The organism is Pseudomonas sp. NBRC 111131 (assembly GCF_001320525.1).
Classification (GTDB): Bacteria; Pseudomonadota; Gammaproteobacteria; order Pseudomonadales; family Pseudomonadaceae; genus Aquipseudomonas; species Aquipseudomonas ceruminis.
The window spans coordinates 1-26,945 of the sequence record NZ_BCBH01000006.1 but is presented as its reverse complement, the minus strand read 5'-3'; the positions used below and the strand labels follow the sequence as shown (position 1 = coordinate 26,945).

Sequence of the window (26,945 nt, the reverse complement as noted above, 5' to 3'; positions counted from 1 at the left end):
AGCGTAGCGGGGTTGACCGAAGTCAGCTGGTTGGATTAGCGACGAGGCGCTCGCGGCAATCAGCGCGGGTCCAGCCAGACCAGCGAAGCAAAGCGCCCACCCTGCGGGGTACGGCGGTAGGAGAAGAACCGTGAGTCGCTGACCGTGCACAAGCCACCGCCATAAACAGCAGTAACCCCCCGCGCCGCCAGACGGATCCGCGCCAGCTCGTAGATGTCGGCCATCAGCTTGCCCGGCCGCTCACCGTCGACGAAAGCCTTGGTAGCCTCCGGGTGCACGGCGGTAAAGGCATCGCGTACTTCCAGGCCCACTTCGAAGGCCTGCGGGCCGATGGCCGGCCCCAGCCACACCAGCACGTCTTCAGGTGCCAGTGCCAGGCGATCAAGGGTGGCTTCCAGCACACCGCCGGCCAGCCCGCGCCAGCCGGCATGCGCTGCCGCCACGCGGGTGCCGGCACGGTCGCAGAACAGCGCGGGCAAGCAATCGGCGGTCATCACGGTGCAGGCAATGCCAGGCTGGTCGGTCCAGCTGGCATCGGCTTCAGCGACCACCGACGGGTCGGCATCCGCCACTGCCAGGCCATGCACCTGCTTGAGCCAGGCAGGCTGGATGGCGAACTGGTCGCTCAGGCGGCGGCGGTTCTCGGCAACGGCGGCGGGGTCATCCCCCACGTGGTCACCGAGGTTGAAACTTTCATAAGGCGGTAGGCTGATACCGCCCTGACGGGTGGTGACACAGGCGCGAACCGAGGCCGGGGCGGGCCAGTCGGGGAACAGCAGCGACTGCGTCAGACCACTCATCCGATAAACGCCTCGCGGTCCTGGTTCAGCAGCGACAGCAGCCAGACGAAGTCATCAGGCAGCGGCGATTCCCATTCCATGCGTTCACCGGTGGCCGGGTGGTCCAGCGCCAGGAAGCGCGCATGCAGGGCCTGGCGCGGGAAGGTCTTGACCGCCTCGACCATGGTCGGGCTGGCCGCCGGCGGGATGCGGAAGCGACCGCCGTAGGTCTGGTCGCCAACCAGCGGGAACCCGACATGGGCCATGTGCACACGGATCTGGTGGGTACGGCCGGTTTCCAGCTTGACCCGCACATGGGTGTGGGAGCGGAAGCGCTTGAGCACACGGTAGTGGCTGACCGCTGGCTTGCCGCCTTCGGTTACCGCCATGCGCTGGCGCATGCCGCCGTGGCGGCCGATCGGGGCGTCGATCTTGCCACCGGCGGTGACCACGCCAACCACGATGCACTCGTAGATGCGGCTGACCGAGCGTTTTTGCAACTGGTCGACCAGGTTGGTCTGCGCCTGCAGGGTCTTGGCCACCACCATCAGACCGGTGGTGTCCTTGTCCAGGCGGTGGACGATACCGGCACGCGGGACGTTGATGATGTCTGGCACATGATGCAGCAATGCGTTGAGCAAGGTGCCGCTGGCGTGGCCGGCAGCCGGATGGACGACAAGCCCGGCAGGCTTGTTGATCACCATGATCTGGTCGTCTTCATAGACGATGTCCAGCTCGATGTCTTCGGCCTCCCACTCGCCCTGGGCTTCCTGCTCGGCGTCCAGCACCAGCAGCGAGCCACCGTGGACGGTGTCGCGGGGGCGCACGACGGCGCCATCGACCGTCAGACGGCCCTCTTTGATCCACGAAGTCAGCCGCGAGCGCGAGTACTCGGCGAACAATTGGGCGGCGACCTGGTCGAGGCGTTGACCGCCCAGTTCGGACGGTACCTCTGCGCTAAGTTGAATGATCTCGGACATGCTCGATTCGGCGGGCGCACAGCCTTTGGTTTCGGCTGCGAGCTTGTGGTTAAATACGGCTTCTTTTGTCCCGGGGTTGGCCGGGGCGCTCATCATAACAGGACGGCACCGCCCAAGACAGCGGCCGTCAAAGGGACGCAAGCCGCCATGCAAGTGAAACACCTGCTGCTGATCGCCATCCTCGGGCTCACCGCGGCCTGTTCCTCCAATAAAGAGGTGATTGACGAGAACCTCAGCGAAGCCGAGCTGTATCAGCAGGCCCAAGCTGACCTGGACAACTCGAGCTACACCAGCGCCGTGAACAAGCTCAAGGCCCTGGAGTCGCGCTACCCGTTCGGCCGTTACGCCGACCAGGCCCAGCTCGAGCTGATCTACGCCAACTACAAGAACTCCGAGCCCGAAGCAGCCAAATCGGCTGCCGAGCGCTTCATCCGTCTGCACCCGCAGCACCCCAACGTCGACTACGCCTATTACCTCAAGGGCCTGACGTCGTTCGACCAGGACCGTGGCCTGCTGGCGCGTTTCCTGCCGCTGGACATGACCAAGCGTGACCCGGGTGCCGCCCGCGACTCGTACAACGAGTTCGCCCAGCTGACCAGCCGCTTCCCCAACAGCCGCTACGCCCCGGATGCCAAGCAGCGCATGATCTACCTGCGCAACCTGCTGGCCTCCTACGAAATCCACGTGGCTGACTACTACCTGAGCCGTCAGGCGTATGTGGCGGCCGCCAACCGTGGTCGCTACGTGGTGGAGAACTTCCAGGAGACCCCATCGGTCGGTGATGGCCTGGCGGTGATGGTCGAGTCGTACCAGAAGATGCACCTGGACGAACTGGCCGCCACCAGCCTGGAAACCCTCAAGCTCAACTACCCTGACCACCCGAGCCTGGTCGATGGCCAGTTCCAGCCCAAGCAGACCGAGTCCGACGGCCGTGGCTGGCTGTCCAAGGCAACCCTGGGCCTGATCGAAACCGATACGCCGCTGCCACCGGGCGAAACCCGCGCCAACCAGGACGTGGTCAAGCAGTTCCAGGACGCCCGCGCCGAGATGCCGCAAGAGCTGCTGCCCAAAGATGAAAACGGCGACCCGATCCTGCCGGTAGGCCCGAAAGAAGCCGAAAAAGACCGCTCGTGGTTCAGCTACATGACCTTTGGTCTGTTCGACTGAGGCACCGTGGTATGAGAAAGGGAGGCCTGGGGCCTCCCTTTTTTATTGGCCGCATCCTAGACTGTGGTCTTCCTCAATCGACAAGCTGGACACCATGGTTCGCCTACTTTTCTGGATTGCCCTGATCGCCGCCGCGTTCTGGCTGTGGCGCAAATTCAAGATCAGCCAGCAATCGCACCCCGAGCAAAAGCTCGACGACCCGCTGAAAATGGTGCGCTGCGCCCACTGCGGCGTGCACCTGCCCAATGACCGGGCGCTACAGCAGGGCAAGGACTGGTATTGCAGCCAGGCGCACCTGCAACAGGGGCCTGGCCAGCCGCGTTGATTCAGTACCGGCCTCTTCGCGGGGCAGTCCGGTTGAAGTGGATGCCTTCAGCACAGGGATAACCTGTTGGAGCGGGCTTGCCCCGCGAAGAGGCCGGTACTGATCATGCGATCAATCAGCTTAGCCACATATCCCTCCCCGACCCTTTCGTACCATTTACGACCCTCCCCCCTGCGCCAGCATTGACCGCCCCCGGCAAAATTCGCTAAATCCTATTTATCCGCATAAATATGAAAAATAGCGAAATGCTCAAACCCAAACGCAAGCGCCAGAAGCTGTCCGACGTGATCGTCGAATCGGTCAAGCGCTCGATCGTGACCGAAGCCTTGCACCCCGGCGACCGCCTGCCGACCGAGCGCGAGCTGATGGAGCACTTCGAATGCTCCAAAGGCACCGCTCGCGAAGCGCTCAAGGCCCTGGAAGTCGAAGGCCTGGTCAGCACCCGCACCGGCCCCAGCGGCGGCGCCTACCTCAACGAGGTGGGCACCGAGCCGGCCAGCCGTGCCCTGCGCAACTACCTGCACTTCCAGCACCTGGACGGCGAGCAGGTGTACCAACTGCGCAAGGTCATCGAGGTGGAGCTGGCGGTGGCGGTCATGGGCCAGCTGAGCGACACCGACTACGCCGCGCTGCAGGCCAACATCGACTTCTGCAGCACCCCCGAAGACAGCGAAGAGGGCCAGCGCGAGCAACGCCTGGCAGAGATCGAGTTCCATACCCTGCTGGCGCACCGCTGCCCCAACCCGCTGCTGCGCTTCATGGCGGTGTTCCTCAACGATCTGCTGCGCGACCTGGTGGTGCTGAAGAAGGCCTACCTGCCCAAGCGCCAGCAGTTCGCTGCCGCCAACATCGATTACCACAAGCAACTGCTGCTGGCCCTGCGCGCCAGCGACGAGCCTGCCGTACGCCGCCTGATGCACGAGCACATGTGCGACGCCGAGCACCACATGACCGCGCTGGAAGGCGAGGTTGCCCGCAACTTCCTGCTGGAGTTCGACCACCACCACTGACCCACTGATCCGCCTGGACAGAGGCCTGCACACAGGCCCGGCCGCACCGCTTTGTCATTGCCACTCCTGCCTAATAACCACAACCAAGGAGTTACTCATGCAAAGACGTACCCTGCTCAAGGCAGGCCTTGCCCTGGGTGCCTTAGGTAGCCTCCCGCTGGGAGCGCACCGGGCATTCGCCGACGAACCGCTGACCTTCTATGGGCTCAAATCCATGTCTGGCGCCTTTGCCAGCTACGGCAAATATGCCGACATGGGTTCGCGCCTGGCCATCGCCGAATACCCACAAGTGCTCGGCCACCCGCTCAAGTACAAAGTCATCGACACCGAAGGCAACGCCGGCAAGGCCGTGCGCAAGGTGCAGGAAGCCATCGGCCAGGACGGCGCACGCTTTTTCCAGGGGTGCACCCTGTCATCCTCGGCGCTGGCAGTGTCCAAGGAGATCCACAAGGCCGGCGGTGTGTTCATGACACCGGTGGGCGCTGACGAAATCACCGGCAAGGACTGCAACACCTCGACCTTCCGCTGGTCGGTCCCCACCTATGGCGCCATCCGTGAAACGCTAGTGCCGATGATCCGCCAGCTGCCGCAGGCCAAGCGCTGGTACACCATTACCCCACAATACGTGTTCGGCGATGCGCTGCTGGACAACGCGCGCAAGGTCTTCGCCGAGTTCGGTGTGGAACACATCGGCAACAGCTACCACTCGCTGCAGGAGCAGGAGTTCTCCGGTTACCTGACCAACGCCATCGCCGCCAAGCCCGACGTGCTGGTGCTGCTCAACTTTGGCAGCCAGTCGTCCAACGCCCTGCGCCAGGCGGTGAACTTCGGCATCAAGGACCGCATGAAAGTGCTGTTGGTGTGGTCGGCCGGCCTCGACCAGTTCCAAGAGCTGGGCAGCGACGTGCTCGAAGGCGTGTACCTGGGCGCACAGTACTGGCACCAGGTCGACACCCCACTAAACAAGCAACTGGTCGCGGCCACCCAGAAGGCCTACGGCATCAACCCCAACTACCCGCTGGCGGCCGACTACATCGGCACCAAGGTCATGCTTGAAGCCATCAACAAGGCCGGCACCCTGGACGGCGCCAGCGTGTCCGCGGCCTTGCAGGGCATGCGCTTCCAGGGCCCGACCGGCGACGAGCTGATCCGCCCCGGCGACCATCAGGTACTGAAGGACTACTACCTGTTGCGCGGCAAGCCCCAAGGGCAGATGCGCGACGAAGACGACCTGGCCGAAGTCATCAGCGCCGGCCGCTCGTTCGTCGAAGTCGACCACACCGGTTGCGCCCTGGCCTGAAGCCGCGGCGTTAGTCAAAACCACTCGTACAGGCAGCCGCCCCGCGTGCTGTCGAGGGCACACTCATGCTCGATTTGTACCTGTTCCAACTGCTCAACGGCCTGGGCCTGGGGATGATCTATTTCCTCATCGCCGTCGGCCTGACGATCATTTTCGGCCTGCTCAACTTCGTCAATTTCGCCCACGGTGCGTTCTTTTTGCTCGGCGCCTACCTGTGCTACACCGCCGTAGCAATCACCGGCAACTTCTGGCTGGCGCTGCTGATCGCGCCGCTGGTGGTGGCAGCACTGGCCTGGGCGGTAGAGCGCCTGTTGATCAAGCGCATCTACCACTTGCCACACACCTTCCAGATCCTCGTCACCCTGGGTATCGCGCTGATCATCCAGGAAGCCTCGGTGCTGATCTGGGGCCCGGTGGGCAAGAACATCGCCGTGCCGCCAGAGCTGCGTGGCGTGTTGATCCTCGGTGACTTCATCTACCCGTACTACCGCCTGTTCCTGATCGGTTTCGCCGCCCTCATCGGCCTGGGCCTGTGGCTGCTGCTGGAGCGCACCCGCTTCGGCGCCCTGGTACGCGCCGGCAGCGAAAGCACCGAAACCGTCTCGCTGTTGGGCACCAATATCTTCCGCCTGTTCTCCCTGACGTTCGCCCTGGGCGTTGGCCTGGCCGGCGTGGCCGGCGTGCTGTTCGCGCCGCTGCGGGGCGCCCAGCCATTCGTGGGCCCGGAGATCCTCGGCATCGCCTTCGTGGTGGTGGTGATCGGTGGCATGGGCTCGTTCGGCGGCGCGCTGGTTGGCGGGCTGCTGGTGGGTGTGGTGCAAAGCATGATGACCAGCCTCTGGCCGCAAGGCGCCAGCCTGATGATCTACGGCGCCATGGCCGCGGTGATCCTGGTCCGCCCCTATGGCCTGTTCGGGAGAGCATGACGATGAGCGAGAGAAATCCATTGCCCGTGAAGGGCCGCACCCCTGCCCTGCTGCTGCTGGTGCTCGCCAGCCTGGTGGCGCTGCCGCTGATCCTGCCATCGGCCACCTTGGCCACCGAGATCCTGATCTTTGCCCTGGCGGCGCTGGCCTGCAACCTGCTGCTTGGCTACACCGGCCTGCTGTCGTTTGGCCAAGGCATCTTCTTCGGGGTGGGTGCCTATGGCGCGGCGCTGCTGATGATCCACCTGCAGTGGGGCATGTTCAGCGCCCTGCTTGGCGCGGCGGTGTTCGGTGCCTTTCTGGCGCTGCTGGTGGGCGCCTTGGCGATCCGCCGCACGGGCATCTACTTCGTCATGCTGACCTTGGCCTTCAGCCAGATGGCGTACTTCCTGGCCTATACCCTCAGCGGCTGGACGGGCGGTGACAACGGCCTGCTCGACGTACCGCGGCCGAACATCGAAATCGCCGGCCATGTGCTGGTCGACCTGGCCGACCCTCGGCACTTCTATGTGTTCGTCGCGGTTCTGTTCCTGCTGATTTTCGCTGGCGCGCTGCGGGTAATCCGCTCGCCCTTCGGCAGCACCCTGCTGGCGATCCGCGAAAACGAAACCCGCGCCGCCGCCATTGGCTACGACACCCGCCACTTCAAGATCCTGGTGTTCATGCTGTCGGGCGCCATCACCGGCATCGCCGGGGCGCTGTACGCGATGCTGCTGCACTTCGCGCCGCTGTCGAACATCGACCTGATGATGAGCGAGAACATCCTGATCATGACCATTGTCGGCGGTACGGGCTCGCTGTTCGGTTCGCTGCTGGGCGCCGGCGCCATCGTGGTACTGGGCGATGTGCTGTCGGAGCTTTGGCCTCGCTGGCTGATGCTGCTGGGGGCGATCCTGATCCTGGTGGTGGTGTTCATGCGTGGCGGCCTGTGGGGCGGGCTGGCCGAACTGGGCAAGCGTCTGCGGCCATCCCGCACGGGCAACGACAAGACCCCTGCCAAAACCAAGGAGACCTTGTGATGAGCGACTACCTCCTGGAAACCCGCCACCTGGAACTGGCCTACGGGCCGTTCAAGGCGGTGGCCGGCGTTGACCTGAAAGTGCGCGCCGGCACCATCCACACCGTCATCGGCCCCAACGGTGCCGGCAAGACCAGCCTGTTCCACTGCCTGACCGGCGAGCGCCAGGCCACCGCCGGGCACATCCTCTTCAACGGCCAGGACATCATCCGCAAGCCGTCCCACGGCCGTGTGGCCCTGGGCATGGCGCGGTCGTTCCAGCTCACCAGCCTGTTCCAGAACCTCTCGGTGCGCGAAAACCTGCGCCTGGCAGCGCAGGGCCGTGATGGCCTGGGCGCGCTGAACTTCTGGCGCAGCGTGGAGCACAAGCGCAGCCACTGGAACACCGCCGACCAGGTGCTGGAGCGCCTCAAGCTGACAGCCCGCGCCGACACCCTGGCCGGCGAGTTGTCGCACGGCCAGCAGCGGGTGCTGGAGGTGGGCATGTCGATCTGCGCCAAACCGGCCCTGCTGATGCTCGACGAACCCACTTCGGGCATGGGCATCGATGACATCCCGGTGATGACCGACCTCATCAGCGACCTGGGCCGGGACCACACCGTGCTGCTGATCGAGCACAACATGAGCATCGTCATGTCGATCAGCCAACGCATCACCGTCATGAGCCACGGCCAGATCCTGGTCGAGGGCACCCCGGACCAGGTGCGCAACGACGAGCGCGTACGCACCGCCTACCTTGGAGAGGCCGCCTGATGCTCAACGTCGAATCGATCCATTCCTACTACGACAAGAGCCACGTGCTCGAAGGCGTGTCGCTGCAGGTGGGCGCTGGGGAGCTGGTGACCCTGCTGGGGCGCAACGGTGCCGGCAAGACCACCACCCTGCGCAGCATCCTCGGCATCGTCCGCCCGCGCCAAGGGCAGATCAGCTTCAACGGCCAGCAGTTGGTGGGCCGGGAAATCTTCGATATCGCCCGCCAAGGCATCGCCTTGGTGCCCGAACACCGCGGCATCTTTCGCCAGCTCAGCGTCGAGGAAAACCTGAAGATTGCCGTGCGCAAGGACAGCCGCTGGCAACTGGAGGATGTCTACGCCATGTTCCCGCGGCTCAAGGAGCGCCGGCGCAACGGTGGCTTTGCCCTGTCAGGCGGCGAACAGCAGATGCTGGCCATCGCCCGTGCCCTGCTCAACGACCCCAAGCTGCTGATCCTCGACGAGCCCACCGAGGGCCTGGCCCCGGTGATTGTCGATGAGCTGGTGAAGATCCTGCGACGGATCAAGGAAGAAGGCCTGTCGATCCTGCTGGTGGAACAGAACCTGATGGTCTGCGACGCCCTCGCCGACCGCCATTACGTACTCGAACAAGGCCGTGTGGCCTACCAGGGCAGCGCCGCGCAGTTCCGCGACGACCCCAGCATCAAGAACCGCTACCTGGCCCTGAGCGCCTGAAAGGAGAATGCCCATGAACACCCGCATCGATCCCTCGCAGCACCGGCTTGGCCAGGGCGCACTGGTCAGCCGCGAGCGCCTCTGGCAATCGCTGATGGACCTGGCCCAGCTGGGCGCCACCGCCAAGGGTGGCGTATGCCGCCTGGCCCTGACCGACCTGGACCGCCAGGCCCGCGACCTGTTCGTGCGCTGGTGCACCGAGGCCGGTTGCACGGTCAGCGTCGACGCCATCGGTAACATCTTCGCCCGCCGCGCCGGGCGTAACCCGGCGCTACCACCGGTGATGACCGGCAGCCATATCGACACTCAACCCACCGGCGGCAAGTTCGACGGATGCTACGGGGTCATGGCCGGGCTGGAGGTGATTCGTACCCTCAACGACCTGCAGCTGACCACCGAGGCACCGCTGGAAGTGGTGGTGTGGACCAACGAAGAAGGCTCGCGCTTCCCCCCGTGCATGATGGGCTCGGGCGTGTTCGCCGGTAAGTTCGGCCTGCAGGAGACGCTGGACAAGGTCGATGACCAGGGCCTGTCGGTGGGCGCGGAGTTGGCACGGATCGGCTATGCCGGCCCGCGTGTGCCCACCGGCCATGCCGTAGGCGCCTACTTCGAAGCGCACATCGAACAGGGGCCGGTGCTGGAAGACCAGCGCACCACCATCGGCGTGGTGCAGGGTTGCCTGGGGCAGAAGTGGTTCGACCTGGTGCTGACCGGCGTCGAAGCCCACGCCGGCCCCACACCGATGCACCTGCGCAAGGACGCCCTGGTGGGCGCCGCTGAAGTGGTGGCGGCGGTCAACCGTGCGGCCCTCGCCCATCAGCCTCATGCCTGTGGCACCGTGGGCTGCCTGACCTTGCACCCGGGCTCGCGCAACGTCATCCCGGGCCAGGTGCACATGACCATCGACCTGCGCCACCTGGACCCCGAGCACCTGGCGACCATGGTTGCCGAGGTACGCCAGGCCATCGAGGCCAGCACGGCAAAGCATGGGCTGCGTTTCGAATTGACGCCAACTGCCGACTTCCCGCCCCTGTACTTTGCCGAGCAGTGCGTGGATGCCGTGCGCCAGGGTGCACGCGCGTTGGGCCTGAGCCATATGGACATCGTCAGCGGCGCCGGCCACGACGCCATCTTCCTTGCCGAGCTGGGCCCGGCGGGGATGATCTTCGTGCCCTGCGAGGGTGGCATCAGCCACAACGAAATCGAAAACGCCGCGCCACAGGACCTGGCCGACGGTTGCGACGTACTGCTGCGCGCCATGTTCCAGGCCGCCAATCAGGGAGCCCATTGAGATGACTGGCAAAACTGCCATCGGCGACTTCACCGCCGTCGAACTGCTCGACCTGTATCAACGCCGCCAGCTGTCGCCGGTCGAGGTGATCGATGACGTACTCACCCGCATCGACCAGCACAACCCCGCGGTCAATGCCTACTGCCATGTGGACGGCGAAGGTGCCCGCACGGCGGCCCGCGCCAGCGAGCAGCGCTGGCAGCGTGGCGAGCCCTGCGGCCGCCTGGACGGTGTACCGGCCTCGATCAAGGACCTGACCCTGACCCGCGGCATGCCCACGCGCAAGGGGTCGCTTACCACCTCCGGCGCTGGCCCCTGGGATGTCGATGCGCCGTTCACCGCGTTCATGCGCGAGGCGGGCGCGGTGTTGGTGGGCAAGACCACCACACCGGAGTTTGGCTGGAAGGGTGTGACCGACAACCCGTTGTACGGGATTACCCGCAACCCCTGGGATACCCGCCTGACCGCTGGTGGCTCCTCCGGTGGCGCGGCCGCTGCAGCCGCGCTGAACCTCGGTGTGCTGCACCAAGGCAGTGACGCCGGTGGCTCGATCCGGATCCCCTGTGCCTTCACCGGTACCTTCGGCATCAAGCCCACCTTCGGCTATGTGCCGCAGTGGCCGGCCAGCGCCATGACCGTGTTGTCCCACCTGGGGCCAATGACCCGCACTGTCGACGACGCGGTACTGATGCTGGGCTGTGTGGCCCGCCCCGATGCGCGTGATGGCCTGGCCGGGGCAGCCAGGCAGGCGCCGTGGTTGAACCAGGATCAGGACCTCAGCGGCCTGCGTATCGCCTACAGCGCCAACTTCGGCTACGTGCAGGTCGACCCGCAGATTGAGGCACTGGTTGCCCAGGCCGTGCAGCGTCTGGCGCGGCTAGGGGCACAGGTGGAGGAAGTCGACCCGGGGTTCAACGACCCGCTAGAGACCTTCAATACCCTGTGGTTCGCTGGCGCGGCGCGGCTGGCCGGTGCGCTGACCGATGAACAGCGCGCGCAGCTTGACCCTGGCCTGCGCTGGATTGCCGAACAGGGGGCAAGGATCAGTCTGAACACGTACACCCAGGCGTTGGAGGCGCGGGCTGAGCTGATTGCCCGCATGAATGCGTTCCACCAGCGCTATGACGTACTGGTGTCGCCGATGCTGCCACGGGTGGCCTTTGAGGCAGGGCATGACGTGCCGCCGGGGTCGGGGATGGCACAGTGGATGGAGTGGACGCCGTTCAGCTACCCGTTCAATCTGACCCAGCAACCTGCGGCTTCAGTACCGTGCGGGTTTACCCAGGAGGGGTTGCCGGTGGGCTTGCAGGTGGTTGCGGGACGGTTTGCCGATGAACAGGTGCTGCGGGTGTGCAAGGTGTATGAGCAGCATTACCCGAGCCGGCATTTGCAGGCGCCGATCATCGGTTGAGTGCTGGTCGATCTGCTACCTCACCCGCCCAATCGCCGACCGCCGGCGATTGGGCGGCCAAGCGGCCCGGCGACCTCAGCCCAGACGCCCGGCCGGGGCATACGGCGCCGGGTCGATGATCGGCTCCGCACCCGTCAGCAGGTCAGTGAACAACTGGCACGACGCCGGCGCCAGCACCAGCCCATTACGGTAATGCCCACAGTTCAACCACAGCCCCTCATGCCCCGGCACCCGCCCAATATACGGCACGCCTTCAGGCGACCCCGGCCGCAACCCAGCCCAGTGCCCCACCACCGTGGCACCCTCGAGCTCAGGCAACAGTTCAATCGCCGAAGCCTTCAGGCTGGCCAGCGCCTCTTCGGTCGGAGTCTTGTCGTACCCGGCATGCTCCAGGGTGCTGCCCACCAGAACATGCCCATCGCGGCGTGGGATCGCATAGCGCCCCTTGGCCAGCACCATGCTCGGCAGGAAGTCCTCGGCGCACTTGAACAGGATCATCTGGCCTTTGACCGGCTCGACGGGCAATTCAAGGCCGAGGGTGCGTAGCAGGTCGCCGCTCCAGGCACCGGCACTGAGCACCGCGTCATCGGCCTGCAACACGCCGTCAGCGGTTTGCACCCCGGTAACCCGCCCGCCATCCTGAACAAAGCCGGTGATTTGGCAGTGTTCACGCAGGGTCACGTTGGGCAAAGCCTGCAGTGCCGCCTTGAGCGACTTGACCAGCCGCGGGTTGCGCACATTAGCCACGCCCGCCATGTAGATGGCGTGCTGGAAGCCCGGGCCAAGCACCGGTACCGCGTCATAAGCCGCCGAAATATCCACAGCACTCAGTGGCCGCTGCTCACGCTCGGCCCAGGCCAAGGCCTCGGCCTCGTCATCCAGGTCGAGCCAATACAAACCAGTGGTGTGGACTTCCGGGTCGATGCCGGTGCTGGCGAACAGGCGCTCGCCCAGCTGCGGGTAAAAATCCTGCGACCAGTGCGCCAGGGCAGTCACTGCCGGGCTGTAGCGCCAGGGGTACAGCGGCGAGACAATGCCGCCACCTGCCCAGGACGACTCACGGCCGACCTCGCCCTGGTCACAGACCACGACCTGCCCGACCTTCGCCGCCAGGTTGAACGCCGTCAGCAGGCCAATCACGCCACCGCCGACAACCACTACTTGCTTGCTCATCTGTCGATCCAACACCTGAAGTAAAACCGCGATGCACGGGCATCATTCAACCTTCAGCTTCCCCAGCAGCGCTCAACGGCCTCACTGGCGCCCGGATTGCTCTGGACACCCGCCTGGTCGAGCTGGAAATCGCCACAGCGATCCTCTGCCATCAGGCCACCCGGCAAGCGCCGCGCGAGCAGCGTGAAGGTGTCGCTGCCGCGCAGGGCTTGGAGGCTGTAATGGCGGTTGGCGGTGGGCAAGTCCAACTCGCCCTCGGCGTATTCGCCGTTGCGCAGACGATGGCGCTCCAGGCGCAGGGCCGCATCGTGCAGCAGGCCGACCACTTCGCTGCGTGCGGCTCGCCGGAGCTGGTCACTGTAACTGGGGTAGGCAATGGCTGCCAGAATGCCGGTGACGGCCACGACAATCAACAACTCGATCAGGCTCAGGCCTTGCTGCATGTCAGTCTTCCCTCGGGATTTGCCGCCAGAGGATGCGCTGGGGCGCTTGTGCCTGATCGGCGGGCACGGCGTATACCGCCTCCAGCACCTGCCTGGCTTCGGCCTGCAGGCTGACGGCGGTGACCCTGAACAGCGTGACCGGCTCATCCTCGAGCATGTGAACGGCGCGGGTCGTTTCGCCCAGGTTCTGGAGCTGGAAATAACCACGCTCGGTGGGCTGCCATTGGCCTGACAGTTCGTGCGGGCGCGGAGGCGGTGGGCATGCCCGGCACAACGCAGGCGAAGCCCGTTGCAGCTCGTCTGCCCCGGCCAGCAGCGCCGCCTCTGCCTGTTCGAACGCCACCAGTCCATCGCGCAGGTAGCCGGCCATGCGCGTCTCAACCTGCGCGTCGCGTACGGCAGAAGCTACCAGCAGGCCAAGGAGCAGGCTCAATACCAGCGCCAGCAGCAGCACCATGCCACGCTGGCGTTTCATGGCAGGGCCAGCGGATTGCGAAGGGCCACACTTAGCGCATAGCGCTGGTGAAGGTTCAGGGCCGGGTCGGCCACCGTCAGTTGCACATCCACCCGCTGCCCGCCCGGCGTCTCAACCTGTTCCACCCGCATTTCACGCACGTGGTCCACCAGCCTCTGCGAACTGTTGCGCCGCGTGAACACCAGGCTGGTGCCCTGAAGGTGATAACGGTGCCGGCTGACAGGAAACGCCAGGGCATACCCAGGACCTTGATCGCGCTGTCTGAGCACCTGCACGTCACTCACGCAGTCGGTGTGCAACGTCCAGTCTGGTGGGCCGGTATAACCTGGCAGCTCAGCCACTACCAGGCTCAGGCTGCTCGGGCCTGCCTGCAAGGGCTCGGCAAAGGCCTGGCGCGCGGTCAGGTCCTTGAAGTCGCCCGGCGCGGGACGCAAACAGCCGAACATCCCAGCCATGCGAATATCCTGGGCCATGCGCAGCAGTGCCAGGCGGGCGTCATTCTGCAGACGGGTTGCCGCGCTCTGCAGCTGCCAGCTCTGGTAGGCAGAGATGAACAGCTGACTGGCCGCCGCCAGAAGCATCAATCCGATGGCAAGCGCCAGCGTCATTTCGAGCAGGCCGAAGCCGCTTTGGGCGCGCTTCACAGCTGCTGCCCCATGGCAATGGCCCGCTCGTGCTCAGTGTGCGCGGCCAGTGCAGCCTGCCCCTCACGACGAGCACTGTCGGTGGCCTGCAGTGCTTGTAGCTGCAGCGCCGCTGCGGCGAACATACCCAGTGACACCACCGTCAGCGCCAACAGCACTTCCAGCAGCGTCATGCCCCGTTGTTCCGTGTGCATCCGTGCACCTCCTGCGACATTTCCCGCAATTGCCTTGAACCTGAGCGACTGGACCTCGTGTCCAACGTCGGTGAACCTAAGCCAAGCACTTCCAGGGAGGAATGCACGGTGAAGCAACAGGGCGTAACACTGATACAAATGATGTTTGCCTTGGCGGCGGTGGCGCTGCTGACGCAGCTTGGCATGCCTGCCTATGCGAAGTTGAGCGATGACCTGCACAGGGCAGCGGCGGCCAGGGACCTGGCCCAGGCGTTACGCAGCGCACGCAGCCACGCCCAGCTGCAAAGCCAGACGGTGCTGGTGAGGGCGCTGGACAGCGATTGGGGCAAAGGCTGGCAAGTGATGCTGGAGCGCAACCAGCAGGTGCTGCGTGAGCACCGTCTGTCACGGCCAATGACAATCGCGGGCAACGCCGGGGCGCAGGTGAGATTCAGCGCACTGGGCGTACCGCTTGGGCCTAACGATGGTTGGCTGGGTGCAACCTTGGAAGTCTGCGAGCCCTACGCTGCGGTCAGCCAGTATCAAGTTGTGCTGAGCAGCTCGGGAAGGGTGAGCCTGCGCACTGATGACCCGAGGGCCCTGTGCGCAGGCCGCTGATCAGAGCAGCGAGCGAACCCGCAGCTCTTTGGGCATGGAGAACGTGATGTTCTCCGGGCGCCCGTCAAGCTCTTCGGCGCCGGTGGCGCCCCAGGCCTTGAGCTGGTCGATCACACCACGTACCAACACTTCGGGGGCCGAAGCACCGGCGGTGATGCCGATTCGCGCAGCCGCGTCGAACCAGCCTCGCTGCATGTCTTCGGCGCCATCGATCAGGTAGGCGGGTGTGCCCATGCGCTCGGCCAGTTCGCGCAGGCGGTTGGAGTTGGAACTGTTCGGGCTGCCCACCACCAACACCACATCACACTCCCCGGCCAGCTGCTTGACGGCATCCTGGCGGTTCTGGGTGGCGTAGCAGATGTCGTCCTTGCGCGGGCCGCCGATGTTCGGGAAGCGTGCACGCAGGGCATCGATGACGCGGCTGGTGTCATCCATCGACAGCGTGGTCTGGGTAACGAAGGCCAGGTGGTCCGGGTCGCGTACCTGCAGGTTGGCAACATCGTCCTCGTCTTCGACGAGGTAGATGGCGCCACCATTGCTGGGATCATATTGGCCCATGGTGCCTTCGACTTCCGGGTGCCCTGCGTGGCCGATGAGGATGCATTCACGGCCATCGCGGCTGTACTTGGCGACCTCGATATGGACCTTGGTCACCAGCGGGCAGGTGGCGTCGAACACCTTCAGGCCCCGGCCAGCAGCCTCCTGGCGCACGGCCTGGGAAACACCGTGGGCACTGAAGATGACGATGACGTCATCCGGCACCTGGTCCAGCTCTTCGACGAAAATGGCGCCACGGTTGCGCAGGTCTTCGACCACGAACTTGTTGTGCACCACTTCATGGCGCACATAGATCGGCGGGCCGAAGACTTCCAGCGCACGGTTGACGATCTCGATCGCCCGGTCCACCCCCGCGCAGAAGCCGCGGGGGTTGGCGAGTTTGATTTGCATGCTCGGCTCCAGGCTTACAGGGCCTTCACCTCGAGGATCTCCACCTCGAAGGTCAGGGTCTTGCCAGCCAATGGGTGGTTGAAATCAATGGTCACCTGGTTGTCATCGAACGCTTTGACCACACCCGGCAGCTCGGTGTTGGCGGCGTCGTTGAAGATGATCAGCAGCCCTTCGGACAGTTCCATGCCCTCGAACTGGGACCGTGGCATGACCTGCACGTTCTGTGGGTTGGGCTGGCCGAACGCGTTCTCCGGGGCCACCACCACGGTACGTTTGTCACCGGCCTTGAAACCGAACAGTGCGGCCTCGAAACCTGGCAGCAGGTTACCGTCGCCCACTTTGAAGGTGGCCGGCGCCTTGTCGAACGTGCTGTCGACAGTGTCGCCGTTTTCCAGGTGCAGCGCGAAGTGCAGAGTGACTTCGGTGTTCTGGCCGATGCGGGTGTCAGTCATGGACCGGATCCTCGGACTTCTTGCTCTTGAACATATCCAGCGCCAGCATCACCGCACCAACGGTGATGGCACTGTCGGCCAGGTTGAAGGCCGGGAAGTAATGACGGTTCTGCCAGTGCACCAGGATGAAGTCGACCACATGGCCGAGCACGATACGGTCATAGAGGTTGCCCAGCGCACCGCCCAGTACCAGCGCCAAGGCCACTGCCAGCCAGGTTTCGCCGCGCCCCAGGCGCTTGAGCCAGACCACCAGCACGGCACTGACCACCACGGCGATCAGGGCGAACAGCCAGCGCTGCCAACCGGAGCTGTCCGCGAGGAAGCTGAAGGCGGCGCCGGTGTTGTAGGCCAGGGTCCAGCTGAAGTAGTCGGGGATGACCACGATCTGCTGGTACATGCTCAAGGCGTTGTTGAAATACAGCTTGGTGGCCTGGTCCAGGACCAGCACCACCAGGCTCAGCCAGAGCCAGGCAAGGCGCCCGAAGCGCCCCGCTACAGGGTTAGGCATAGTGGCGCACCTCGCCGGAGCCGCTCAGGTTGTCGACGCAACGGCCACAGATTTCCGGGTGCTCCGGGTGGCTGCCGACGTCGGCGCGGAAGTGCCAGCAACGGCCGCACTTGGCGTGGCCGGACTTGACCACCTTCAGCTTGAGGCCTTCGACTTCGGTGGCCACGGCATCGGCCGGCGCCTGTACGAACGGCACCACGCTGGCGGCGGAAGTGATCAGCACGAAGCGCAGCTCGTCGCCCAGCTTGCCCAGGTCGGCGCTCAGGCCTTCTTCGGCGAACAGGGTGACTTCGGCCTGCAGGTTACCGCCAATGACCTTGGCGGTGCGCTGGTTTTCCAGCTCCTTGTTGACCGCTGCCTTGACCGCCATCACGCGATCCCAGTAGGCGCGGTCCAGCTCGGCGTCCGCCGGCAATTCGGCCAGGCCTTCGTACCACCCGTTGAGCATCACCGACTCGTTGCGCTCGCCCGGCAGGTACTGCCAGATTTCGTCGGCGGTGAACGCCAGGATCGGTGCGATCCAGCGCACCAGCGCCTCGCTGATGTGGTACAGCGCGGTCTGGCAGGAACGGCGCGCGACACTGTTGGCGCCGGTGGTGTACTGGCGGTCCTTGATGATGTCGAGGTAGAAGCCGCCCAGCTCCTGCACGCAGAAGTTGTGCACTTTGGAGTAGACGTTCCAGAAGCGGTACTCGCCGTAGTGCTCTTCCAGCTCGCGCTGCAGCAGCAGGGTACGGTCCACCGCCCAGCGGTCCAGGGCCAGCATGTCCTGCGGGGCCAGCAGGTCGCGGGCTGGGTCAAAACCGGTCAGGTTGGAGAGCAGGAAGCGTGCAGTGTTGCGGATGCGGCGGTAAGCATCGGCGCTGCGCTGCAGGATCTGCTCGGAAACGGCCATTTCACCGGAGTAGTCGGTGGCGGCCACCCACAGGCGCAGGATGTCGGCACCCAGGGTGTTGTTGACCTTCTCCGGCTCGATGGTGTTGCCCAGCGACTTGGACATCTTGCGGCCGCTCTCGTCCACGGTGAAACCGTGGGTCAGCAGCTCGCGGTACGGCGCGTGGCCGTCGATGGCGCAACCGGTCAGCAAGGACGAGTGGAACCAGCCGCGGTGCTGGTCGGAGCCTTCCAGGTACAGGTCGGCGCGCGGGCCGGTGGCGTGGCCGATATCGTGCGAGCCACGCAGCACGTGCCAGTGGGTGGTGCCGGAGTCGAACCACACGTCCAGGGTGTCGGCAATCTTGTCGTACTGGCCGGCTTCGTCACCGAGCAGTTCGGCGGCGTCCAGCTTGAACCAGGCCTCGATGCCTTCCTGCTCGACGCGCTTGGCCACCGCTTCCATCAGCTCGACAGTACGTGGGTGCAGTTCGCCGGTCTGCTTGTGCAGGAAGAACGGGATCGGCACCCCCCAGTTGCGCTGACGCGAAATACACCAGTCAGGGCGGTTGGCGATCATCGAATGCAGGCGCGCCTGGCCCCAGGCCGGTACGAACTTGGTGTCTTCGATGGCCTTGAGCGCGCGCTCACGCAGCGGCTCGCCGGTGCTGGGCTGCTTGTCCATGCCGACGAACCACTGCGCGGTGGCACGGTAGATCAGCGGCGTCTTGTGGCGCCAGCAGTGCATGTAGCTGTGGCTGATGGTTTCGGTGTGCATCAGCGCACCGACTTCGTTCAGCTTGTCGACGATGGCCGGGTTGGCCTTCCAGATGAACTGGCCGCCGAAGAACTCCAGCGACTCGACATACACGCCGTTGCTCTGCACCGGGGTGAGGATGTCGTCGTTGACCATACCGTAGCGCTTGCAGGTGATGAAGTCGTCTTCACCATAGGCAGGCGAGGAGTGAACCACACCGGTACCGGCACCCAGTTCGACGTAGTCAGCCAGGTAGATGGGCGACAGGCGATCGTAGAATGGATGGCGGAAGTTGATCAGTTCCAGGGCCGAGCCCTGGGCGGTGGCGATGACCGCGCCTTGCAGGTTGTAGCGCTTGAGGCACGCCTCGACCAGCTCTTCAGCCAGCACCAGCAGGCGCTCGCCGGTGTCGACCAGGGCGTACTTGAACTCCGGGTGGATGTTCAGCGCCTGGTTGGCGGGGATGGTCCACGGGGTGGTGGTCCAGATCACGATGGCCGCGGGCTTGCTCAAGGCCTCCAGGCCAAAAGCGGCCGCCAGCTTGCCTTCGTCGGCAACTGGGAAGGCCACGTCGATGGTCTGGGACTTCTTGTCGGCGTACTCGACCTCGGCTTCGGCCAGTGCCGAGCCGCAATCGAAGCACCAGTTCACAGGCTTGAGGCCCTTGAACACGAAACCTTGCTTGACCATTTCGGCCAGGGCGCGGATTTCACCGGCCTCGTTGGCGAAGTTCATGGTCTTGTACGGGTTGTCCCAGTCACCCAGCACACCCAGGCGGATGAACTCGGTCTTCTGCCCTTCGATCTGCTCGGCAGCGTATTCGCGGCACAGCTCGCGGGTGCGGTCGGCCGTCAGGTGCTTGCCGTGGGTAACCTCGACCTTGTGCTCGATCGGCAGCCCGTGGCAGTCCCAGCCCGGGACATACGGGGCGTCAAAACCGGACAGGGTCTTGGAGCGGACGATCATGTCCTTGAGAATCTTGTTCAGCGCATGACCGATGTGAATCTTGCCGTTGGCGTAGGGCGGGCCGTCGTGCAGGACGAACTTTGGACGATCCTTGCCAATTTCGCGCAGCTTCTGGTACAGGCCAATGCTGTCCCAGCGCTGCAGGATCTGCGGTTCGCGCTGAGGCAGGCCGGCCTTCATGGGGAAGGCGGTGTCCGGAAGGTTTAGCGTGGCTTTGTAGTCGGTCATTTCAGGCTCTTCGTTAGCGGTTGAGCGTGCCAATGTGCACGTGCGGCGGCGATATCCGCATCGATCGCCGACTTCAGCGCCTCCAGGGAGGCGAATCGCTGCTCTTCACGCAGCTTGTGGTGGAATTCCACCGTCAGGCGCCGGCCATACAGATCGCCGGCATAATCCAGTAGATGTATCTCAAGGTGCGGGCGGCCGTCGCCGGCCACGGTGGGGCGCACCCCGATGTTACCGACACCTGGCCAGGCCTTGCCGTCGATTTCGATGCTGGCCAGGTAGACCCCGGACAGCGGCACACGGCGGCGCTTGAGCTGGATGTTGGCGGTGGGCGTGCCGAGCTGGCGGGCCAGCTTCTGCCCGTGCAGGACGCGCCCTGTAATACGGTAGGGGCGACCCAGCAGGTGTTCGGCCAATTCGAAGTCGCCGGCGGACAGCGCCTTGCGCACCTCGGTGCTACTCACCCGTAGACCGTCCTGGATCACCGTGTTGGCGGCCTCGACAGTGAAGCCGTATTGTTTGCCAGCTTCGACCAGGAAGGCGAAGTCGCCAGCGCGGTCGCAGCCGAAGCGGAAGTCGTCGCCCACTTCAAGGTGACGCACGCCCAGGCCGTCGACCAGGATGGCCTTGACGAACTCATCGGCACCAAGCTGGCTCAGGCGCTGGTTGAACGCCAGGCACAGCACCCGGTCGATGCCCTCGCCCGCCAGCAGCTCGACCTTGTCGCGCAAGCGCGCCAGGCGGGCCGGCGCGGTGTCCGGGGCGAAGTACTCGCGCGGTTGCGGCTCGAAGATCACCACGCAGGTCGGCAGGCCAAGTGCCTGACCGCGCTCGCGCAGACGCGCCAGGATCGCCTGGTGGCCGCGGTGAACCCCGTCGAAGTTGCCAATGGTGGCGACACAGCCCCGGTGCTCGGGGCGCAGGTTGTGAAGACCTCGAACCAGCTGCATAACGCGCTTCTTGCTCATAAAGTGGCCGATTATAACCACACCCGGGCGCTGGTGACAGGCAGCAGCGCCCGGGTGTGGCGTGGAATACGAAAAACCGACGCCTGACCCGCCTTCTACGTCAATGCAGCGCCTTGCGGGCGAAATGCCGCGGCCTGAAGCCGCACAGGTACAGGCAACCGAAATACGTCACCACGCCGGCCACGATCAACGCCCCCAGGCGCAGGAAACGCTGGAGCATGTTGCCCTGTTCCCACGCCGGCAGGTAGTGCATGCCCACCAACAACACCGCCGCCATCAGCGTCACCGCCAACACCAGCTTGAGCAGGTACACCGTCCAGCCCGGTTGCGGCTGGAACAGCTGCTGGCTGCGCAGCTTCCAGAACAGCAGGCCGGCGTTCAGGCAGGCGCCCAGGCTGATCGCCAGGGCCAGGCCGGCGTGCTTGAGCGGGCCGATCAGGGCCAGGTTGAACAGTTGCGTGCACACCAGGGTGAAGATCGCGATGCGCACCGGGGTACGGATATTCTGCTGCGCATAGAAGCCCGGTGCCAGTACCTTGACCAGAATGATCGCCAGCAAGCCGACCGAATAGGCGATCAGCGCGCGTTGCGTCATCGCCGCGTCGGTGGCGGTGAACTTGCCGTACTGGAACAAGGCCACGGTCAGCGGTTCGGCGAGGATCGCCAGGGCCACGGTGCAGGGCAGTACCAGCAAAAAGCACAGGCGCAGGCCCCAGTCGAGGATACGCGAATACTCCTCGCGGTCCTTGTTGGCATAGGTCTTGGCCAGGGTCGGCAGCAGGATGGTGCCCAGCGCTACACCCAGCACACCCGAGGGCAGCTCCATGAGGCGGTCTGCGTAATACATCCACGACACGGAGCCGGCCACCAGGAACGAGGCGAAGATGGTGTTGATGATCAGTGAAATCTGGCTGACCGATACGCCCAGGATGGCCGGCAGCATCTGCTTGAGCACGCGCCACACGCCGGAATCACGCACGTTCAGGCGGGGCAGCACGAGCATGCCGATCTTCTTCAGCGCGGGCAGCTGGTACAGCAACTGGGCCAGGCCACCGGCCAGCACGCCCCAGGCGAGGGCCATGATCGGTGGGTCGAAATACGGCGTGAGCAGCACCGCAAAGGCGATCATCGCCACGTTCAGCAGCGTCGGCGTGAAGGCCGGCACGGAAAAGCGGTTCCAGGTATTGAGGATCGCCCCGGCCAGGGACGACAGCGAAATCAGCAATATATAAGGAAAGGTCACCCGCAACAGCGCGGTGGTCAGTTCGTATTTTTCGGTGCTGTCGACAAAGCCCGGCGCGGTGGCCCATACCACCCAGGGGGCAGCGAGGATGCCGACTGCCGTGACCAGGGCCAGGACCAAAGTCAGCAGCCCGCTGACGTAGGCGATGAACGTGCGGGTCGCCTCCTCGCCTTGCTGGGTCTTGTATTCGGCAAGGATGGGCACGAATGCCTGCGAGAAGGCCCCTTCGGCGAAGATCCGCCGCAGCAGGTTGGGCAGCTTGAAGGCGATGAAGAACGCGTCGGTGGCAATGCCGGCGCCGAAGACTCGGGCCAGGATGGTGTCGCGTACGAAGCCCAGCACCCGGGAAATCATGGTGATGGAACTGACAGCAGCCAGGGATTTGAGCAGGTTCATCGAAAAGATTCACGCCAAGGGCAGAGGACGCTGCCAGACAGCATCCGAATGTGCGATACTCCCGCGCCTTCGCAGGGGAGCCAAAAATTCCCGAGTTTACAGGTCGTGCAGCAGAAAGGAATCTTTCCCGCCTGTTGGTGCGCCGCTCGGCGGAACCCTGCAAGTGGCCTTGACATCCGGTCGAGTGATCGGCATGATTCGCGGCCTATTTTGTTTGCTATTTACCTAAAGTCTTTCGAGGAGCTCGACGGTGGCCAACACACCTTCCGCCAAGAAACGTGCAAAACAGGCTGAGAAGCGTCGCAGCCACAACGCCAGCCTGCGTTCCATGGTCCGCACCTACATCAAGAATGTAGTAAAAGCCATTGACGCAAAAGACGCCGAAAAAGCGCAAGCCGCTTACGTTCTGGCTGTGCCTGTAATCGACCGTATGGCCGATAAAGGCATCATCCACAAGAACAAAGCTGCTCGCCACAAAGGCCGTCTGAATGGCCACATCAAGGCGCTGAAAGAAGCTGCAGCTGCCTAAGCGACGCTTTGTCGAAAAAACCGACCCTAGGGTCGGTTTTTTTATGCCTGCGATTCGGCGGTAGCTGTTCTGGCGCTATCAGCGGCAAGCCGACGCCACAGCGCGCGAGTACGGTGGGCGACCCGTGAGAGCGCCTGCCTTGCTCAACTTCCGCGCTGCCTCAGGCCCTGGCCCACGCTCGTGGTTCTAGATCAGGGCCGCCTCCAATTATCCGTGCTTTTGCCAAAGGCGATGGGGCCGCACCGCGGCCCACACTTACTTGGCGATCTGAATCTTCGGCACCCACTGCAGCCAGGCATCCTCCGGCTTGTCGAACAAGGCAAAGGTCTGCTGCGGCCGCGCCGGGTTGCCCATCTGCTCGCCATCGGGCGTGGCGAAGGCAATCCCGCCATCGATGAGCGTTTCCAACGATTCGGTACGCACGGTCGCGCCCTTGAACAGCCCCCAGTCGAAACCGAAGCCGCTGCTGTTCCAGAAGCGGCTGCCGCCACGCACCAGGGCTGCATAACGGGGCTCGATAAGGATATGAATCAGCACGCGGTCCGCCGTCTGACCAAGCTCGAAACCGGTCACCTTGCCCACGGCAACCTCACGGTAGGTAACCGGCACCCCCGGCTTGATCGAACCACGGCGTGGAGCACTGAGCGTCAATGGCAGCCCTACTTCCGGGCCGACGACTTCAGGCGCCTCGTTCAGCGCAATGAAGTCACGCTGCGGGCCTTTGTCCTTGGCAGCTGGTTGCACCTCCAGGTACTGCCCGCCAATCAGCGTATCGAGGTTCTCGGTACGCACCAGGCCAAGCGCGGGCTTGACCACCCAGAACTGCGTGCCCACCCGGGTGATGCGCTCGGCAGACTCGGTTATACGCGCGCGCAGCAGCACCGCTTGCAGGTCCTTGGTCAGGTCGACGCTCTCGATCACACCAACATCCAGGCCACGGAAGCGGATTGGCGTGCCCGGCTTGAGGCCGTCAGCACGGTCGACACGAATGGTGATCAAGGTGCCAGTGCGGTTTACCGCTTCCTGGCTTTCCAGCAGCCGGAACCGCGGGATATGGCGCTTGAGCGCCACGTTCGGCCTGGGGGTGTCGAAGGCGATACCGCCGGCCATCAGGGTTTGCAACGATTCGCTTTTGATCTTGATGCCCGACAGGCCACCGGTGAGGGTGATACCGCTGACATTCCAGAAGCGCGAGGAACCATTGACGAGCTTTTCGTATTCCTTCTCGATATGCACGCCAATCAGAATACGGTTGCTGTTACGGGCAAACTGGTAGCTCTGTACGCTACCGACCTTGACCTGGCGGTACATCACCGGGCTGCCCACCTCCAGCGAACCCAGGGTATCGGCGAACAGCACCAGGTGCAGGCCTGGCGCCTTGAGGTCCAGCGGTGGCGCCTTGGCCCTGGCCTCGAACTCACGCTGCGGCGTGGCACCCTTTTCACCGGGACGAATGGCGATGTAGTTACCCTTGACCAGCGCTTCCAGGCCTGTGATACCTGCCAACGAAATCGAAGGCTTGACCACCCAGAACTGCGTGCCGTCGACGAGGTAATCTTCTGTCAGTGGGTCCAGCGTCAGCTCTGCCATGGCACTGGCGAGGTTATCTTCCATCTTCAGGGCTTTCAGTGAGCCAACCTGAATGCCTTTGTACATGACCGGCGTGCGGCCGGCCTGCAGGCCTTCATAGTCGCTCAGCTTGACCTTTACCCGAATACCGGCCTGGGCCGCATCAAAATCCTCGTACAGGCGAAATGGCAGGCTTGGGTCTGTGGGCGGGCTGTCCTTGCGGTATTCGGGGGTGGCGAACGCGATGCCGCCGGCCACAATGCTGGACAACGACTCGCTGCGTACCTTCACGCCGGACAGCCCGGCGTCGATGCTGATGCCACTGGCATTCCAGAATCGCGTGTGCTTGCGCACCAGGTTGGCGTAGGCCGGCTCGATGAACACTTTGACTTCGACGGTGCTCTGGTCCTCGGACAGACGATAGCTTTTCACCCGGCCAACCTGGATCTGCTTATAGAACACAGGGCTGTCGCGGTTGAGCGAACCCAGTCGTTCGGCTTTGAGGGTGAGGTGCAGGCCCGGTTCGTTGTCCGACAGCGGCGGGGCCACCTTCAATGCCGTGAAGTGCTTGGTGCGCTCGCCCTCCCCGGGGCTGACGGCAATGTAGTTGCCTGAGACCAGCGTCTCGAGGCCTGAAATGCCGGCAAGGCTGACGCTGGGTTTGACCAGCCAGAAGCGTGTGCCCTTGTTCAGGTGAGACTCTGCAGCCTTGTTCATCTCGATGGTGGCGATGACACCCTGGGTGTCCCCCTTGGCATCGAGCACAAGGCTTTTCACCTTGCCGACCGGCATGCCTTTGTAGATCACCTCGGTCTTGTTGGCGACGATGCCCTCGCCGCTTTCAAAGCGCACTTCAATTTCCACACCGGCATCGCGGTAAGCCTGCCAGGCCAACCAACCACCAATCATCAACGCGATCAGCGGCAGAATCCAGATGGCCGACCAATTGGAGGCTGGCCGGGTTTTAGCCGTTGGCATGTCACTCATGGTCGTCATCCGACTCCGTGTTATCCCAAATCAGTCGGGGATCGAAAGTTAAAGCAGCGAGCATCGTGAGAATCACCACAGTAGCGAAGGCGATAGCGCCCAGGTTGGCTTCGACACTGGCAATACGGCCGAAATTCACCACCGCCACCAAGATAGCGATGACGAAGATGTCCAGCATGGACCAGCGCCCTATGAACTCGATGAAGCGGTACATCAGGATTCGCTGCCGCGCAGACAACGGCTGGCGTCGCTGCACCGAATAGAGCAGCAATGCGATACCCACCAGCTTGAACGTCGGCACCAGAATACTGGCGATGAACACCACAGCTGCGATGGGCACCATGCCATGCTTGAGCAGCGTAATGACCCCGGACATGATGGTGTCCGGGCTGCCTTGCCCCAAGGTGCTCACGGTCATGATCGGCAGCACGTTGGCCGGGATGTACAGAATGGATGCGGCAATCAGCAGCGCCCAGGTGCGCACGATGCTGTTAGGGCGCCGCGCATGGACGATCGCTCCGCAACGCGTACAGGTCTGCGAGCTGTGCCCGCTCTCCTGCCGATTCAGTTCGTGGCATTCATTGCAGACCAGAATGCCCGCATCAATCGCCCGCATGGATATCCTCCCCCGACAACGCAATCCAGATCTGGTGAGGCGACATCACTACCTCTAGCCAAACCTGGATCAGTAACAGGCTTATGAAACAGAACAGGCCAAGCCCCACCGTCAGCTCGGCGAGGTCGACCAGCTTGACGATGGCCACCAGCACGCCCATGAAGTAAACCTCGAGCATGCCCCAGTCACGCAGATGGTGATAGATGCGGTACAACAGCAACCCATAGCTACGCCCCACATCTAGACGGATGCTCAGCAGTACCGCCAGTTGGCACAGGAGTTTGAGCAATGGGATGGCCATGCTGCACAGAAACACCACGACGGCGACGCCGCGCATTTGCGAGTCATACAGGCCCAGCACGCCGCTCCAGACAGTATCGTCCGAGGTCTGGCCTAGTAGATGCAGCTGCATGATGGGCAGGAAATTCGCAGGTACGAACAACAGCAGTGCAGTGAGCACCAGGGCCAGGCTGCGATTGACCACGTTGTGACGATGAGCGTACAGCTCATAACCACAGCGGGGGCAAAGGGCTTTTTCGTTATGCTGCAGGGCAGGCTTGCGCATCAGCAGGTCGCACTCGTGACAGGCGACCAAGTCATTCAGCGGCAACTGCTCTAGGGCTTCGGTTTCGGGCATCTCGACATTCTGAATAGGTAGGTCGGCTCTATTCTAGTGTTCCAGCTCGAAATGTGGGAGACGACGAATGACCGAGCACGCCCTGCGGGG

The 26,945-nt window shown here is 63.9% G+C and carries 28 protein-coding genes; 12 read left to right on the top strand and 16 right to left on the bottom strand.

Features of this window, described 5'->3' with window-relative positions; all coding sequences use genetic code 11:
* Positions 1 to 59: 59 nt before the first annotated feature.
* Positions 60 to 800 carry a peptidoglycan editing factor PgeF gene (pgeF, locus tag APH34_RS07885; protein ID WP_054900627.1) on the bottom strand — a complete coding sequence of 247 codons (741 nt, stop codon included), beginning with the start codon at positions 798 to 800 and terminating at the stop codon, positions 60 to 62.
* Positions 797 to 1,759, bottom strand: a complete 963-nt coding sequence (rluD, locus tag APH34_RS07880; protein ID WP_054900779.1) for a 23S rRNA pseudouridine(1911/1915/1917) synthase RluD — start codon at positions 1,757 to 1,759, stop codon at positions 797 to 799. The genes pgeF and rluD overlap by 4 nt, the downstream gene beginning before the upstream one ends.
* Positions 1,760 to 1,906: 147 nt before the next feature.
* On the opposite strand from rluD, the gene APH34_RS07875 reads away from it, so the two are divergent.
* The 10 genes from APH34_RS07875 to APH34_RS07830 all read left to right on the top strand — a co-directional run bounded on the left by APH34_RS07875 (position 1,907) and on the right by APH34_RS07830 (position 11,655).
* Positions 1,907 to 2,926, top strand: a complete 1,020-nt coding sequence (locus APH34_RS07875; RefSeq protein WP_054900626.1) for an outer membrane protein assembly factor BamD — start codon at positions 1,907 to 1,909, stop codon at positions 2,924 to 2,926.
* Between the two features lie 94 nt (positions 2,927 to 3,020).
* Positions 3,021 to 3,251: a PP0621 family protein gene (locus APH34_RS07870; RefSeq protein WP_054900625.1), complete on the top strand. Its 231-nt coding sequence runs from the start codon at positions 3,021 to 3,023 to the stop codon at positions 3,249 to 3,251.
* 245 nt (positions 3,252 to 3,496) lie between these two features.
* Complete coding sequence (locus APH34_RS07865) at positions 3,497 to 4,261, top strand: FadR/GntR family transcriptional regulator (protein WP_054900624.1); 765 nt, start codon at positions 3,497 to 3,499, stop codon at positions 4,259 to 4,261.
* A gap of 97 nt (positions 4,262 to 4,358) precedes the next feature.
* Positions 4,359 to 5,561 carry an ABC transporter substrate-binding protein gene (locus APH34_RS07860; RefSeq protein ID WP_054900623.1) on the top strand — a complete coding sequence of 401 codons (1,203 nt, stop codon included), beginning with the start codon at positions 4,359 to 4,361 and terminating at the stop codon, positions 5,559 to 5,561.
* 65 nt (positions 5,562 to 5,626) lie between these two features.
* On the top strand, positions 5,627 to 6,487 hold the full coding sequence (locus APH34_RS07855; RefSeq protein ID WP_016713397.1) for a branched-chain amino acid ABC transporter permease: 861 nt from the start codon (positions 5,627 to 5,629) through the stop codon (positions 6,485 to 6,487).
* 2 nt (positions 6,488 to 6,489) lie between these two features.
* Positions 6,490 to 7,506, top strand: a complete 1,017-nt coding sequence (locus APH34_RS07850; protein ID WP_054900622.1) for a branched-chain amino acid ABC transporter permease — start codon at positions 6,490 to 6,492, stop codon at positions 7,504 to 7,506.
* Positions 7,506 to 8,258: an ABC transporter ATP-binding protein gene (locus APH34_RS07845; protein ID WP_054900621.1), complete on the top strand. Its 753-nt coding sequence runs from the start codon at positions 7,506 to 7,508 to the stop codon at positions 8,256 to 8,258. The genes APH34_RS07850 and APH34_RS07845 overlap by 1 nt, the downstream gene beginning before the upstream one ends.
* Positions 8,258 to 8,953: an ABC transporter ATP-binding protein gene (locus APH34_RS07840; protein WP_054900620.1), complete on the top strand. Its 696-nt coding sequence runs from the start codon at positions 8,258 to 8,260 to the stop codon at positions 8,951 to 8,953. The genes APH34_RS07845 and APH34_RS07840 overlap by 1 nt, the downstream gene beginning before the upstream one ends.
* Before the next feature lie 13 nt (positions 8,954 to 8,966).
* The gene (locus APH34_RS07835) at positions 8,967 to 10,244 is read left to right on the top strand and encodes a Zn-dependent hydrolase (protein ID WP_054900619.1); all 1,278 of its coding nucleotides are present in this window, start codon (positions 8,967 to 8,969) and stop codon (positions 10,242 to 10,244) included.
* A gap of 1 nt (position 10,245) precedes the next feature.
* Positions 10,246 to 11,655 carry an amidase gene (locus APH34_RS07830; RefSeq protein WP_054900618.1) on the top strand — a complete coding sequence of 470 codons (1,410 nt, stop codon included), beginning with the start codon at positions 10,246 to 10,248 and terminating at the stop codon, positions 11,653 to 11,655.
* A gap of 75 nt (positions 11,656 to 11,730) precedes the next feature.
* Here APH34_RS07830 and thiO read toward each other — a convergent pair whose 3' ends face one another.
* From thiO to APH34_RS07805, 5 genes are read right to left on the bottom strand one after another with little or no spacing between them, the layout of a single operon-like run.
* On the bottom strand, positions 11,731 to 12,828 hold the full coding sequence (thiO, locus tag APH34_RS07825) for a glycine oxidase ThiO (RefSeq protein WP_054900617.1): 1,098 nt from the start codon (positions 12,826 to 12,828) through the stop codon (positions 11,731 to 11,733).
* A gap of 53 nt (positions 12,829 to 12,881) precedes the next feature.
* Positions 12,882 to 13,271, bottom strand: coding sequence for a type IV pilin protein (locus tag APH34_RS07820; protein ID WP_054900616.1), 390 nt, complete (start codon positions 13,269 to 13,271; stop codon positions 12,882 to 12,884).
* Position 13,272: 1 nt separating this feature from the next.
* A complete protein-coding gene (locus APH34_RS07815; protein WP_054900615.1) occupies positions 13,273 to 13,746 on the bottom strand; it encodes a hypothetical protein in 474 nt (157 codons plus the stop codon).
* Positions 13,743 to 14,390 (bottom strand): PilW family protein, encoded by a 648-nt coding sequence (locus tag APH34_RS07810; protein WP_054900614.1) that lies wholly within the window; start codon positions 14,388 to 14,390, stop codon positions 13,743 to 13,745. The genes APH34_RS07815 and APH34_RS07810 overlap by 4 nt, the downstream gene beginning before the upstream one ends.
* Positions 14,387 to 14,584, bottom strand: a complete 198-nt coding sequence (locus APH34_RS07805) for a prepilin-type N-terminal cleavage/methylation domain-containing protein (RefSeq protein ID WP_054900613.1) — start codon at positions 14,582 to 14,584, stop codon at positions 14,387 to 14,389. Before APH34_RS07805 ends, APH34_RS07810 begins: the two co-directional genes overlap by 4 nt.
* A 108-nt stretch (positions 14,585 to 14,692) precedes the next feature.
* On the opposite strand from APH34_RS07805, the gene APH34_RS07800 reads away from it, so the two are divergent.
* Complete coding sequence (locus APH34_RS07800; protein ID WP_054900612.1) at positions 14,693 to 15,181, top strand: GspH/FimT family protein; 489 nt, start codon at positions 14,693 to 14,695, stop codon at positions 15,179 to 15,181.
* Here the strand turns inward: APH34_RS07800 and ispH are convergent, their stop codons facing one another.
* The 6 genes from ispH to murJ all read right to left on the bottom strand — a co-directional run bounded on the left by ispH (position 15,182) and on the right by murJ (position 22,517).
* Complete coding sequence (gene ispH, locus APH34_RS07795; RefSeq protein WP_054900611.1) at positions 15,182 to 16,129, bottom strand: 4-hydroxy-3-methylbut-2-enyl diphosphate reductase; 948 nt, start codon at positions 16,127 to 16,129, stop codon at positions 15,182 to 15,184.
* A 14-nt stretch (positions 16,130 to 16,143) separates the two neighbouring features.
* Positions 16,144 to 16,581, bottom strand: coding sequence for an FKBP-type peptidyl-prolyl cis-trans isomerase (fkpB, locus tag APH34_RS07790; RefSeq protein ID WP_012316358.1), 438 nt, complete (start codon positions 16,579 to 16,581; stop codon positions 16,144 to 16,146).
* Positions 16,574 to 17,089, bottom strand: coding sequence for a signal peptidase II (gene lspA / locus APH34_RS07785; RefSeq protein ID WP_054900610.1), 516 nt, complete (start codon positions 17,087 to 17,089; stop codon positions 16,574 to 16,576). The genes fkpB and lspA overlap by 8 nt, the downstream gene beginning before the upstream one ends.
* Entirely contained in the window at positions 17,082 to 19,913 is a 2,832-nt protein-coding gene (gene ileS / locus APH34_RS07780) for an isoleucine--tRNA ligase (protein ID WP_054900609.1), read from the bottom strand. The genes lspA and ileS overlap by 8 nt, the downstream gene beginning before the upstream one ends.
* Positions 19,910 to 20,860: a bifunctional riboflavin kinase/FAD synthetase gene (gene ribF / locus APH34_RS07775; RefSeq protein ID WP_054900608.1), complete on the bottom strand. Its 951-nt coding sequence runs from the start codon at positions 20,858 to 20,860 to the stop codon at positions 19,910 to 19,912. The genes ileS and ribF overlap by 4 nt, the downstream gene beginning before the upstream one ends.
* 118 nt (positions 20,861 to 20,978) lie before the next feature.
* Complete coding sequence (gene murJ / locus APH34_RS07770) at positions 20,979 to 22,517, bottom strand: murein biosynthesis integral membrane protein MurJ (RefSeq protein ID WP_054900607.1); 1,539 nt, start codon at positions 22,515 to 22,517, stop codon at positions 20,979 to 20,981.
* A 250-nt stretch (positions 22,518 to 22,767) separates the two neighbouring features.
* Between murJ and rpsT the strand changes: the two genes are divergently transcribed.
* Positions 22,768 to 23,046 (top strand): 30S ribosomal protein S20, encoded by a 279-nt coding sequence (rpsT, locus tag APH34_RS07765; RefSeq protein ID WP_003247625.1) that lies wholly within the window; start codon positions 22,768 to 22,770, stop codon positions 23,044 to 23,046.
* A 255-nt stretch (positions 23,047 to 23,301) separates the two neighbouring features.
* On the opposite strand, the gene APH34_RS07760 is transcribed toward rpsT, so the two are convergent.
* Genes APH34_RS07760 through APH34_RS07750 form a run of 3 tightly spaced genes read right to left on the bottom strand, consistent with a single transcriptional unit; the run spans position 23,302 to position 26,855 of the window.
* A complete protein-coding gene (locus APH34_RS07760) occupies positions 23,302 to 25,602 on the bottom strand; it encodes a PqiB family protein (RefSeq protein WP_054900606.1) in 2,301 nt (766 codons plus the stop codon).
* On the bottom strand, positions 25,595 to 26,218 hold the full coding sequence (locus APH34_RS07755; protein ID WP_054900605.1) for a paraquat-inducible protein A: 624 nt from the start codon (positions 26,216 to 26,218) through the stop codon (positions 25,595 to 25,597). The genes APH34_RS07760 and APH34_RS07755 overlap by 8 nt, the downstream gene beginning before the upstream one ends.
* Positions 26,205 to 26,855 carry a paraquat-inducible protein A gene (locus APH34_RS07750; protein ID WP_054900604.1) on the bottom strand — a complete coding sequence of 217 codons (651 nt, stop codon included), beginning with the start codon at positions 26,853 to 26,855 and terminating at the stop codon, positions 26,205 to 26,207. The genes APH34_RS07755 and APH34_RS07750 overlap by 14 nt, the downstream gene beginning before the upstream one ends.
* Positions 26,856 to 26,945: the final 90 nt, after the last annotated feature.